Origin of the sequence: Paenibacillus sp. PCH8 (genome assembly GCF_002968835.1) — a bacterium.
In the GTDB taxonomy this organism is placed as follows: Bacteria; Bacillota; Bacilli; order Paenibacillales; family Paenibacillaceae; genus Paenibacillus.
Map to the genome: position 1 here is coordinate 654,401 of NZ_PKQK01000001.1, position 12,917 is coordinate 667,317.

Here is a 12,917-nt window from a genome sequence, read left to right on the forward strand (position 1 = left end):
TAATTTTATTCAAAAAAAGAGCTTCGTTTACCGAAGCATCTGACAAAATGTACGTGCTGACTGTTCAATAATCCCTGTATCACGTGCAGTCTCCGCAAGCACAAGTGAACCCTCCAGTGCTGCAACAAATAACGAAGCAGCTGGCCCTGGATCGATTCCTTTACGGAATTCACCACGATCCAGACCTTGCTGAAACAACTTTTCCACCATCGGTTGAAGCTCCCGGAAGAACGTTGAAATGCTCTCCTTCACTTCGGGTGCACTAGCCGGAGTCTGCATATAAAGTGTAATGAACGGGCAGCTTCCTTCGTAATTCCGATCCTCTATACCCGTCGACAGCAAGGCCATAAATGAATAGATGCGTTCCTCCACACCTCGTTCACGTTGACTAAGTAGCAGGTATAGTGCCGATTCATACTGGGCAATCCAGTACTGAACCACGGCTTGGAGCAACTCCTCCTTGTTCTTGAAGTGATAATAAATATTGGACTTGGATATGCCACTTACCCTCACAACCTCATCCATGCTGACATAGCTGTACCCGGTTCGCAGAAATAACTGTGCTGCAACTTCAATCGCCTTGGTCCGGTTCACCGGATTGGAACTCCTGGACTTGGCAGATCCATTGTTCGGTTTTTGATTTATCATAAATAGAACTATATAGTACTAATTGTAATAATACAAGTTATTTTAGCTGACAACCTATGCCTTTTTGTAAAAATCACTCATACTTGTCCACATTTAGAGGTCTATATACACAGGATATCCACATCTAGTATTAAGTTCATGTTAAATCGGTCATAAGTACATCAAAACACGCTGAAGTTATCCACATCCCAGGAAATTCCCCAAATCCCTTCTCTGACTTTCCAATGGATTGCTCCCTAACATCACGAATAGGCCAACCAGAATGCAATCTGGCTGACCTATTCGAGTTGAACCTATTTGCTGTGGATAACCATCTTAGCATTGGGATTTATTCAATCTCCATCTTACGGATGGTATGATTTGAAATCGTGTTTACTTTTTCAGACTATCCCAGTTCTGTTGCAACGCATCAAGCAATCCGGCTTTATCCGATTTGCCTGCAACGTAAGCCTGAATGGTGCTGCCATATTCCTGTGGAACGCCTTCAGGGAAACGGTTGAAGTTCCAGCTGAGTGTTTTATTTTCCTGACTGTACTTCATGATCTCTGTGGCGAGGTCACCCAGATCCCCTTCGGATGCCGTGATAGAACTGAACGCTGGGATAAACTTGAATTCTTTCGTCATGTACTGTTTACCGATGTCAGATGTCACAAGCCATTCCAGAAACTCTTTAGCTTCTGCTTTCACTTGCGAGTTCTTGTTCACAACCCAGTAGTTCGGTACACCCACGAACAGCTTGTCGTTCGGCTCATTCGTAACTGGCATTGGCAGAATGCCGAGATTCAGATCCGGATCGATTCCATCAATCTGCACCTGAGTCCAGTTCCCTTGCTGCATCATCGCTGCTTCTCCACTTGCAAACAAAGTTACCTGTGTATTGTAGTCGGTTGTCAGCGGGTTTTTGTTGCTGTATTTCAGCGTTAGGTCGAGCAGATTCATCCAGTCTGTAAACACTTGGTTGCCTGGGATTTTCTCCGTACCTTCGTTGAGTCCCTGAATGAATTTCACCGGGTCTGCCTGATTCGCAAACGCCACGTTCACGTTATGGTTCCCGAGAACCCACCACTCCTGATATCCGTTCGAAAATGGTGTGATGCCTGCGGCTTGAAGTTTCTGTGCAGCCTGGTCCAATTGTTCCAGTGTGGTTGGAATTTCCGTGTTGCCTGCCTTTTGGAACAGGTCTTTGTTGTATATGAAACCGTAGCCTTCCAGTGCCAGCGGCTGTCCATAGAGTTTACCGTCTTTGGTCATTGGCTCTTTGGCTACTTCGAGCGCATCCTTAGCCCATGATTCACCAGACAGATCTTCCAGGTATTCAAGCCATGTGTCCAGTTCACGGTATCCGCCAACGTTGAAAATATCCGGTTGTTCGCCTGCGGCAAACTTCGCTTTTAATGCTGCGCCGTAGTCACTGCCGCCACCTACAGTTTGAATGTCCAGTTTGACGCCTGGATGAGACGATTCATATTCCGCTTTGAGACGGTTAAGCGCTTCTGCAATTTCGACTTTGAACTGAAAAATTTTAATCGTTTTGTCCCCGGTAGCCGCCTCACCGCCACCTTGGGCATCTGTATTAACCGGACTGCCACTTTTATCTCCGTTGCCACAACCCGCAAGCATTACCGAAAAAGCAATCAGCATAAGCAACGTCAACTTCGTCATTCTTTTCATATCTACACTCTCCCTATCGTAGTTTCCGTATAACAAACCGTTTTTGTGTGGCGAGAACCTTGCCTTTGAAGCGTGTTTTCATTCTAACGAATCATAGCGACGTTCCTTGCCCCAATCCATTCAGGCCACCGAGGAGCAACAGCGACCGAAAGCGCAACTTGAGCCCCGCTGCGACCTTACCTCGCACTCCCCCACAGCGAACCTTCTCTCGCACTCACCCTTTAACTGACCCAGCGGTAATTCCCTGAATGATATACTTTTGCATCAGCAGGAAGAAGATAATGATTGGCATGATGCCAAGTACAAGGGCTGGCAATGCCAGATCCCATTGCTTGGTATATTGACCAAAGAGTGCAAAGGTCGCAATCGGAATGGTACGCAGGTTGGAGCTCTGGAGAATCAGGGATGGAAGCAGATAATCATTCCAGATCCATAACGTGTTCAGGATAATAACGGTTACGTACATCGGCTTCATGAGCGGGAATACAATTCGGAAGAATACGCCGTAAACTGAGCTTCCGTCCACTCGGGCCGCTTCCTCAATCTCCAGCGGGACCGATTTGACGAACCCGTGGAACAAGAAGACAGACATCGGTGCTCCGAAACCGAGATAACAGATAATCAGTCCACCGAGGCTGTCGATCAGTCCCAGATTACTTGTAACCGTAACCAGTGGAATCATGATAGACTGGAACGGAATCACCATGGCGGCAATGAACATGCCGAACAAAATCCGGTTGAACCGGGTATTGCTGCGAACCATTCGGTACGCGGCCATGGAACTGATCAGCACAAGCAGCAGATTGCTGACCACGGTAACGATGAGCGAGTTCATTAGCGCGGACGGGAAGTTAATTTTCTCCCAGGCATTCGCATAATTGCCCCACTGGAATACTTCCGGCCATGCAGCCGAGTTGGTGAGCAGGTCACCGAATGTTTTGACTGAATTCACAAACAGGAAGTAGAACGGAACCAGGAACATTAATCCAATGAGCACCATAATAATCTCGGTTAGCATGGTACTGAAGCGGTAATTTTTCGTTGTTTCCATCTATGCTTCCACCTCCTTGCTCTTCGTCACACGTACCTGAATCATCGTGATAATGGCAACGATTACGAAGAACACGAGTGCTTTGGCTGTCCCGATGCCATATCGATTATTCACAAAGGCTTCATTGTAAATATTAAGTGCAACCGATTCTGTCGATCCGAACGGTCCGCCTTTGGTCAGTGACAGATTGAGATCGAACATTTTGAACGACCAGGAAATCGCGAGAAACAGACAGATGGTTACACCCGGCATAATGAGCGGAAAAATGATGCTCCGCAGTACCTGCCAGCGACTTGCTCCATCAATTTCGGCGGCTTCCAACAGATCGGAAGATACATTCGTCAAAGATGAGATGTAGATGACCATCAGGTAACCAGCCGTCTGCCATACAAATACGATAACGATTCCCCAGAAGGCGGTTGGTTCGTCTCCCAGCCAAGGGAGATTGAAGAAGGACCACCCGGTTACGTCGCCCACTGCTGAAAACCCTTTCACAAATATGAATTGCCAGATAAAGCCGAGCAACAAACCACCGATCACGTTAGGCATAAAAAAGATCGTGCGCAGAATGTTTCTCGTCTTGAGCGGTTTGGTCAGGAAATACGCCAGGAAAAACCCAATCACATTGGTCAGAATCACACCAACCACGGTGAAGCGCACTGTAAACCAAAACGCCGTTTGGAACTTGGGATCATTCACAAAAACATGCACGAAGTTATCGAACCCTACCCAATTAATGTTCTTGGACACCCCGTTCCAGTCCGTGAAGGAATATACCATGCCAAGCAGGAAAGGGACCACGATGATGAGAATAAAAAACACGATGGAGGGACCCACGAACACAAGCTGCTGTAGCAGCTGTGAAGATTTGCGATGCTTCATATCGTTCTCCCCTTCTATAGATGGATGAATTTGGTCTCTTTTTCTATTAAACCCCAATATCGGCGAGGGAAACACCGACCCTTGTGAACACTTGGGGGTAAAATATTGTCCTCTCTTAACCTGCAACCGGAAGGGGTGTCTCGATGTCCAAATACTACAGCATACGCACCAAGCTTATCGCTTTTATGCTCATTGCCACCACGCTCCCGTTGCTCGCATCGATTAGCATGACATTCATTCAGACCAAGACTGCACTGCGGGAGCAGGCCGTCGAAGAGAACAAACGCCTGATCTACCAAGCGTCCACCAATCTCAATAACTATGTGGATAACGTGGCCAGAGCGTCGCTCGCTGTGTATAACGACCCGAACTTTCTGCGTAACTTGGCGAAGATTCCTGGTGATTATCGTGCGGTTGCAGAGGTGTACACAACCTTACAGACGATACGTGCGGCGGTGCCGGATGTGTTCCAGCTGTATTTGCACTCTTTTGCCGCCAATCAGTCTACCCTGATTACGAACCCCTTCCCGAAACGGGAAGAACGCAAACAAGCCTACTCCGACTCCCTTCATGGAAAAACGAACGGGAACAGCCAGGACATATGGGTTGAATCCGCGCATGCAAGTCACACGTATGGGTTCAAGGCAGCTTCTGCAGATGACCCTTCCAGAACAGTGATTACGCTGCATCGTGCGATCAAAGATGTGCCTTCGACCGAGCGCCTGGGTGTACTTGCCATTGATCTGAATATGAATACCATCGCAGCGATCTGCGGTAGACTGTATGATCCGGCAAAGGAACAGATCTATGTGTTGGATGGTCAGAATCAGATCATTTACCAGGGACGGTCAGAAGTCAATCATACCGATGCATTACGAAAGGAAACGGCTAACGAACTGAAGTTGGTACAATCCGATACAGGTACAGCACAGAATGCCGCAGGGCATTTTGAACAAGATCGGTCCATGTATGTGTATCAACAGCTGGGAAGCACTTATGCCGATTGGACCATCGTCAAACAGATCCCGAATGAGACGTTATATGCCAGAGCAACTACTCTCACGTGGAATAACGCAATGATTGCCATTGCGGCGCTTGTATTGGTCATTGTCGCCACACTGTTCATCTCCATCCGCATCACCGGACCGCTCAAGCAGCTCATGCGGTATATGAACCAGATTCAAGCCGGGCGTCTGCAGGTGGATATCCGTCTATCGAGTCGAGATGAATTCGGAGTACTCGCTCGTCATTTCCGGGATATGATGGATACGGTAAATAATCTGATCCTGCGGGAATACCGTTTGGAGATTGCGAACAAGACGAATCAGCTCAAAGCGTTGCAAGGGCAGATTCATCCGCATTTTCTCTATAATACACTGCAATCCATTGGTACACTTGCTCTTCAACAGCAAGGACAACGGGCGTATACATTGCTCTCTTCCCTGTCCAAAATGCTGCGCTACAGTATGCGAGATCAGACCTGCGTGACGTTACGTGAAGAAGCAGAGCATGCCCGGTTATATCTGGAACTGCAACAGGAGCGGTTCGGTGACCGCATAGAGGCAGATATGGATTTTGCTGAAGACACCCTGTCTGTTGAAATGCCCAGAATGACGTTACAACCTTTACTAGAGAATTATTTCAAACACGGAGCAGATGTTCAGCCAGGCAAAGGATACCTATCCATATCCAGTCGCCGGGTTGACGATCATTGGATTGAGATAGAACTGAGCAATAACGGGCCCTCCATCCCTGCAGATAAGTTACTGGAGATTAGGGGATGGCTGCACCTCAACGACACCTCAGCCGGGTTAGCCACACAGGAATCCGATGAGTCCGAATCTATTGGTCTTCGAAATGTGATGCGCAGACTTCAATTGAACTCACATCCGGGTCATCCAGCCAGACTTGAGATCAGCAATCTGGAACCAAACGGTGTGATGCTCAGGGTTAAACTATATGCGGGAGAGTGAAGCACATGAAAGCACTGATTGTCGATGATGAAAAACATGTCCGCGATGCCATCCGGCTGCTTGGTCGTTGGGAATACTTGGGTATTGATACGTTACTGGAAGCGGCAGATGGTGACGAAGCCGTAGCCTCCATCACGGCACATCAACCGCAAATTATCCTCAGTGATATGCGCATGCCTGGCAAGGACGGTATGGCATTGCTTGAATGGATATCGGTTCATACCCCACACAGCAAGGTGCTAGTCATTAGCGGATATGATGATTTTGAACTTGTCAGACATGCGATCCGACATGGGGGCATGGACTACCTGCTGAAACCTGTGGAGGCAGATGAACTGAATGCATCCTTGGCGAAGGCAGTCACCGCATGGAGTGAAGAGGATAACATTCGAATGCAGTCCACCAGGCAGTCCATCGTGGTTAATCGAATGAGACCCCATTATCAGGATCGTCTGCTCACCGAGCTTGCCGTTGGAAGAGGCAACAGCAGTTCGCAAATGGAACGATTACGGGATGAGTTGGATCTGCCAGGTGACATTCATATGTGCAGTGTAGCCGTCACCAGCCTGTCCCATCTGGATGCAGATTGTCTAGCTAAATACCGCAGTCAACCGGACCTGCTCGTGTTCTCGGTGTTAAATATCTGTACGGAAATGTTATCCACACCTGATGAAGGTGTGATGTTCCGCCAATTAGATCAAACCGACGAGGTTGTTCTTCTACATTGGGGCTCCTCTTCCTCACTGCGAAGCATACTAGACAGGGTGAATGATGCTTTGGAGCAGACGATTCAGCGCCGGCTTCATTTCGGTATAGCCACGTGCGAGTCATATCCTGGCGGAATCTCAGGAGCCTATCTGGAAGCCAGTTCGAGATTATGGCGACGTAATGCATTGCAGACCAAGCAGCGAATTCATGTTTCAGTGGAATCATCCAACGGGAACAAGAGCAAGCGTTTAACCGCCCATGAAGAACCCTTGCGTATGGCAGCCATGAGCTGTCGCGCTTCCCGTGTATCCACGGCAGTAGCTGAATGGCTTGATCCGATCACGGATGTTGAGGTTATCAGCGCAGAGCAGATTCAACACTGGGTCGAAGAGATGGAATGGATGCTGGGCCGCTGGCTTAATGATGCGGCAGGTTCGCCATCCAAAGAGGAAGAGGTGACGGAGGAACAATCCATTCCATTTGCCGAGTTGCCTTTTGACCATGAAGGGCTGTTATCCTTCCCCTTGCTTCGTTCCCTGCTTGAACACCGGTTGCTTGCCGCCGGAAAAGTGCTCACTGCTCATCACCACGCTGACCCTGACCCGATGAGCGAGATTGCGCGCTACATGGATACCCATTATCAGGAGGATCTGTCCTTGCAGCAGATTGCCGCGCGTTTCTATCTGAGCCGAGAGTATATATCACGCAAATTCAAACAGCAATTTGGCCTGAACTGGTCGGAGTATTTGGGCAGACTGAGGATCAATAGTGCGAAGGTGCTTCTGCAGAATCCGACCTTGCGCATTGTCAAAATCTCGGAGATGGTTGGATATCAGGATGAGAAATATTTCAGCAAAGTGTTCAAAAAGATGGAGGGCATCACACCAGCGGAATATCGCAAAACCGTATTACAAACAGGTACGTAACGCGTATCTGTTCCGAATTAAAAAGAGTACTCCCGGCATGACCCATCGGGAGTACTCTTTTCCTTTTTTACTTTTACAGGGAATAGCCTATATCATGACGACTTTTTGGCTCTTTCTTTTCTAAGATAGGATAAGATCCGAAATATTGCGGCTACAGCTATACCCAAGTAAAGATAATAAATTTTATTTCCCGTTGTATAGGCTGCTATAGAAAAAAAGATAACGATGAACGGAACCAGTGCAATATCCAGGTAGAACATGATCTTCCGATAATTAGGGATACTAATCTCCCCCTTTGATTTACCAAAAATGGTTGTATTAATTATATACTATCATACATGTGCATTGAATTGGTCACCGATCCCGCAGAATCACTGCAGGCACAAGTCGTATGTAGATCAACTCCCCCGCGAGTTCCACCATCGTCTGTGTGACAATGACCGCGGCAGCTATGGTTGCCCATTCTGGCGGCAGCGCAAGCGCCAACGGCAGAACGACCAGTGAATTCCGCGTGGCAGAGCTGAAAATCAGCGCCCGTCCTGCGCCTACATCCAATCGAAACAGCACAGCCAGCATTCGTGATACGAAAGGCATAATCACCAGGAAAGCGATATAGATCGGAATCACATTTACGATAATCGCCATATCATTGTAGACTTTACCAATCTGAGATGCGACCACCACAATCAGTGCAAGTGCCATTAAGGGGACGGGTAACCAGCCCGTTGCGTTTAACAAGACCTCACCGGCAGGTTTTCGTTTAGACCCTACTTGAGTACAGATTGCGAGCAGCAACGGAATGACAATCAAGAATAAAAATGCCTCGGCAAACGGCTCCAACTGCATCATTCGGGCCGCTTCTGTTCCCACAAATAACCAAAGATACACAGGCAGCATCAACATCTGTACCACGAACAGAAGAGGTGTTGCGGCAAGCATCAGCTTCTCGTTTCCCTTTCCCAGCTGAGTAAACACAATCACATAGTCAATGCATGGAGTGAGCAACACCAGATAGACTCCCAACAAAACTGCGGGCGTTTGCGGAAAAACAAGTGTAAGCAGCCATACAACGACAGGAACGATGACAAAATTAGCTACAAGCAAAGCACCAATAAATCGAAGATTCGACATGGAATCTTTGAGCTGCAAAAAAGGAATCTGCACAAACATACTATATAACAGAACAGCAAGTACCGGAGACACGGTGTAGTGTAGCAGATCTCCCCATACCGGATTGCCCAGCCCCAATGCTGCTCCTACGAATAATGCAACGACATAGAACCAGGTTTGCTGTTTCTCCATCGTTTCTCTCGAAAACATACTTCTCCTCCTCCGTTGAACATTTGGGCGTATATCGCGCGGACATATTCAAGCTTCATTATGCGTACATTGGGACAGAGTACATATCCATGAATGACAAGCACAGGATATCGAGGCATTATCTTTGTGAATTTTGGGTGGCTGTTATTAGAATGGGTAAGAACTGGGTATATTCATTGTAGACTGACCCGTGGTTCATTCATTTCGTTAAACCAAGGAGGAAACGCAATGTCACGTAACAATCCGTACAAGTGGTTAAACGCCATTGGATTTATCGCTGTAATTATCGTGAACTACCTCTCCAACGCTCTACCCATCGGAGGTAAGACGAACAAAGAAGTATCGGATATGTACCCTGTGCTGCTCACACCTTCGGGCTATGCCTTCTCTATATGGGGCCTGATCTACCTGCTGCTTGCAGGGTTCGTAATCTATCAGTTCGTTCCCGCTTCCTGGAAAAGGGATTCGATCACCCGACTCGGGTATTGGTTCCTGGCAAGCTGCGCGTTCAATGTGGCATGGATTTTTGCTTTTCAAAATCTCCAGACCGGTCTCGCCTTACTGATTATCATACTGCTTCTGCTGACCCTGATCATGCTGTATGTAAAGACACGTACCATCACGGTGCCGACCACTGCCGAAATCTGGCTCGTGAAGCTGCCATTCAGCATCTATCTGGGATGGATAAGTGTGGCAACCATAGTCAATGCAGCTGTGCTATTATATAAAATCGGCTGGGATGGCTTTGGTATCAGTGAACCGACCTGGACAATCATCATGCTAATTGTAGGTATGGCACTGGCTGTGCTCGTCAGCTTCCGTTATCGCGACAGCGTGTATCCACTCGTATTTACATGGGCATACATTGCCATTGCACTTAAACAAAAGGATGTCACTTCTGTCTATTATACGGCAATCATCATTGCGATCGTACTAGCAATCTATGCCGTATGGTTATTCTTCGCCCGTAATCAGGATCGGGATTAAGCGAATCCCTCTCTAGCATAACTCCAAAACATAGCGCAAAAGCAAAAAGCCGATTTCGGTCATTCGACCTGAAATCGGCTTTTTATGTATTTCAGTACGGACTATGGTTGTTATCCTATTTCAGAGCAATAACCTCAATCTCTACAAGTGCATCTTTCGGCAAACGGGCCACTTCCACTGCACTGCGTGCCGGATATGGTTGTTCGAAGAACGTGCTATATATTTCATTCACAGGAACGAAATCGTTCATGTCTTTCAGGAACACCGTCGTTTTCACGATTTTGTCCATACTTGTGCCTGCTGCTTCAAGAATCGCCTTCACATTGCTCAAGGACAGACGTGTCTGCTCCTGTACATCTGCGCCGAATTCTCCCGTTTGTGGATTCAGACCAAGCTGTCCAGAAGTATAGATGAAATCGCCTGCATCAACGGCTTGACTGTATGGACCAATGGCGCCTGGCGCCTGATCGGTAGAGATTGGTTTTTTCATGGACGAATTCTCCTTCATGTTCGCCGCACTGCCACCGCAAGGAGACAGGCCTCGAACTCATTTTTGATGCCTATTATACCACGATCACACTCAAGCAAGAAACGTACCTCCTTGACCGCATCAAGCAAGCAGGAAAATCCGAAGGTTTCAGGCTCCATCTACTCCAAGCACATGAATGACCTCATTCGAATACACATGGTTTCCCTTGGATTGCACCAGTGCAATATTCGTCATAGCCTGTGCAATGGTTGAAGCGTGAACTGCCCGGTATTTGTCCACTCTGCCTTTCATCCAGCCATCCAGCAACTTCATAGCATATGCAGCCATCTGCTCACCGAACCGCTTCTCGTTTCGATCTCCAAGAATCAAGGACGGGCGGAAGACATGCAATGACGATAAGCCGATATCGGACAGTGCATCTTCCATCTCCCCTTTGGTCCGACTGTAAAAGACACGAGAACCTGCACTCGCTCCCATGGAGGAGATCACCAGCATCTGTGATACTCCATGTTGTTTCGCAAGGGTAGCCGCCCGAACGGGGTAATGATAATCCACCTGTCGGAAACTCTCCTGACTGCCTGCTTTTTTGATCGTTGTACCCAAACAACAGTACAAGTCATCGATCCCGTCGAATAAGTGGTCCTGGCTCTCCAACTGTTCCCAGTCCACCACATGCTGTTCCAGTTTGGGATGTTGCAACTCCAGTGGACGTCTAACAAGTACGCGAACCAGGCTATATTCCGGGTGCTCCAGCAGGTTATGAACCAGTAATTCGCCTACAAGTCCGGTGGCTCCAATCACCAGAGCTTTCCGTCCGAGACGATTCATATACATCCCTCCACTTCGCCATCTTTTTTAAGTCATACCAAGATACATATGATCAACTTAAACATTTACACGATAACGGAGAGGACAGAAATAACCTGAAGAAGCGAAGCGTTCGCCTTTATCCCCGGATTTTCCCTTTTCAAAAAGGAATCAAAAAATCTGGGGATAACAGCGATCGGAAGGTTGTTCTGTCATCGAAGTGCCAGTGTAAATATTCAGTTTCTATTTTAACAGTACACGACGCCCAAGGGTAAATGTAAGAATCAGCATCACTACACCAACTCCCACCTGAAATCCGTACGCAGAGATCCAGGCCAGCGCATCGGACCAGGTTTCCATCTTCTCATACAACCAGCCGCCCATGAGCGGCCCAAGGAACGATGTCACTCCTGTCAAAGCCGAATATACAGCAACAAACATCGGTCTTTCACTTTTGGGCGTATCTCCGATCGTAAAGTTAAATGCCAGCTGGTTGAATCCACCCACACCGACTCCAAGGAAGATATGAGATAGAAAGAGTGCGACCAATACAGGCATGAACGACATTAACCCCCATGACAGACAGGAGAGTGCAATGATTGGCAGTGTCCAAAACAACAGGGTTTTATTACTGAATCTGGCATTCAGATTGCCCCAAACATAGAAACCTACCATCATAACGAGGGTTTGGACTACCGTGATCAGGGATACCGTCTGGTAATTGATATTCAACAGATCCAGCATAACATAAGAATAAAGTGGAACAATCAAGGTCTGGATCAATAACCAGGCTGCCAGGAACAGCGTTGCTTTCAGGAAAGCACGATCCTGGAACGGCTTGATGAACATCCGCCAGAAAACCTTTTCGGTGGAACGTTCAAAGGGCACGTCTGGATAGAAGAAATAGATAACTGTATTGGCAATGGCACATATCCATACCGGAATAAACAGGATTAAAAAGCCCATTTCCCCCGGATAACGATCCAAAATAATGCCGCCCGCGAATAAGCATACGCTTCCAAGTGCGTTCAAAATCGTGTTTCGAATGCCAAAATATCGCCCTCTCACCTTGGCAGGTACAATATCGCCAATCAGTGAAGTCCAGATCATGCCGCCGATGGTATTGGATATAAAAGCAACCGTATACACGCCAATATATACTTTTACCCACCACTCCTGGGGAAATATAAACGGAATCAGTCCTGTTGCGCTCCACAGGATGCGATGTGTACCCACGAACAGCAGCAGCATGCGTTTTCGGCTGCGAATCCGCTGCATCCAATACGCTGCTCCGATCTGGGCAATGTTCACGAACGTGGTAATCGCAAGTACAAAGCCGATATGTCTCGACCCGGCCCCAAGGTACAGCAGAAACCCGGTTAAGAACGGGCCTCCCAGCAATGTCTGTAAGATAATTGCTGGTACACCCTCCCATGTGGCAATCGATAAGTTAG

11 protein-coding genes are annotated in these 12,917 nt (G+C 47.7%); 3 read left to right on the forward strand and 8 right to left on the reverse strand.

What is annotated here, in order from left to right; all coding sequences use genetic code 11:
• Positions 1-27: 27 nt before the first annotated feature.
• The 4 genes from C0Q44_RS02795 to C0Q44_RS02810 form a co-directional block, all read right to left on the reverse strand.
• On the reverse strand, positions 28-594 hold the full coding sequence (locus tag C0Q44_RS02795) for a TetR/AcrR family transcriptional regulator (RefSeq protein WP_105405958.1): 567 nt from the start codon (positions 592-594) through the stop codon (positions 28-30).
• Positions 595-1,020: 426 nt separating this feature from the next.
• Positions 1,021-2,319, reverse strand: a complete 1,299-nt coding sequence (locus C0Q44_RS02800) for an ABC transporter substrate-binding protein (RefSeq protein WP_105405959.1) — start codon at positions 2,317-2,319, stop codon at positions 1,021-1,023.
• A gap of 214 nt (positions 2,320-2,533) precedes the next feature.
• The gene (locus C0Q44_RS02805; protein WP_105405960.1) at positions 2,534-3,370 is read right to left on the reverse strand and encodes a carbohydrate ABC transporter permease; all 837 of its coding nucleotides are present in this window, start codon (positions 3,368-3,370) and stop codon (positions 2,534-2,536) included.
• Positions 3,371-4,252 carry a carbohydrate ABC transporter permease gene (locus C0Q44_RS02810; RefSeq protein ID WP_105405961.1) on the reverse strand — a complete coding sequence of 294 codons (882 nt, stop codon included), beginning with the start codon at positions 4,250-4,252 and terminating at the stop codon, positions 3,371-3,373.
• A 143-nt stretch (positions 4,253-4,395) separates the two neighbouring features.
• Here C0Q44_RS02810 and C0Q44_RS02815 point away from each other — a divergent pair, with 143 nt between their 5' ends.
• The gene (locus C0Q44_RS02815) at positions 4,396-6,225 is read left to right on the forward strand and encodes a cache domain-containing sensor histidine kinase (protein ID WP_105405962.1); all 1,830 of its coding nucleotides are present in this window, start codon (positions 4,396-4,398) and stop codon (positions 6,223-6,225) included.
• A gap of 5 nt (positions 6,226-6,230) precedes the next feature.
• Positions 6,231-7,859, forward strand: coding sequence for a response regulator transcription factor (locus C0Q44_RS02820; RefSeq protein ID WP_105405963.1), 1,629 nt, complete (start codon positions 6,231-6,233; stop codon positions 7,857-7,859).
• A gap of 354 nt (positions 7,860-8,213) precedes the next feature.
• Here the strand turns inward: C0Q44_RS02820 and C0Q44_RS02825 are convergent, their stop codons facing one another.
• Entirely contained in the window at positions 8,214-9,179 is a 966-nt protein-coding gene (locus C0Q44_RS02825) for an arsenic resistance protein (RefSeq protein WP_105405964.1), read from the reverse strand.
• 228 nt (positions 9,180-9,407) lie between these two features.
• On the opposite strand from C0Q44_RS02825, the gene C0Q44_RS02830 reads away from it, so the two are divergent.
• On the forward strand, positions 9,408-10,166 hold the full coding sequence (locus tag C0Q44_RS02830) for a tryptophan-rich sensory protein (RefSeq protein ID WP_105405965.1): 759 nt from the start codon (positions 9,408-9,410) through the stop codon (positions 10,164-10,166).
• Positions 10,167-10,281: 115 nt separating this feature from the next.
• On the opposite strand, the gene C0Q44_RS02835 is transcribed toward C0Q44_RS02830, so the two are convergent.
• The 3 genes from C0Q44_RS02835 to C0Q44_RS02845 all read right to left on the reverse strand — a co-directional run bounded on the left by C0Q44_RS02835 (position 10,282) and on the right by C0Q44_RS02845 (position 12,864).
• Positions 10,282-10,656: a RidA family protein gene (locus tag C0Q44_RS02835; protein WP_105405966.1), complete on the reverse strand. Its 375-nt coding sequence runs from the start codon at positions 10,654-10,656 to the stop codon at positions 10,282-10,284.
• Positions 10,657-10,803: 147 nt separating this feature from the next.
• Complete coding sequence (locus C0Q44_RS02840) at positions 10,804-11,484, reverse strand: oxidoreductase (protein ID WP_105405967.1); 681 nt, start codon at positions 11,482-11,484, stop codon at positions 10,804-10,806.
• Between the two features lie 222 nt (positions 11,485-11,706).
• Positions 11,707-12,864 carry an MFS transporter gene (locus tag C0Q44_RS02845; protein WP_258166145.1) on the reverse strand — a complete coding sequence of 386 codons (1,158 nt, stop codon included), beginning with the start codon at positions 12,862-12,864 and terminating at the stop codon, positions 11,707-11,709.
• Positions 12,865-12,917: the final 53 nt, after the last annotated feature.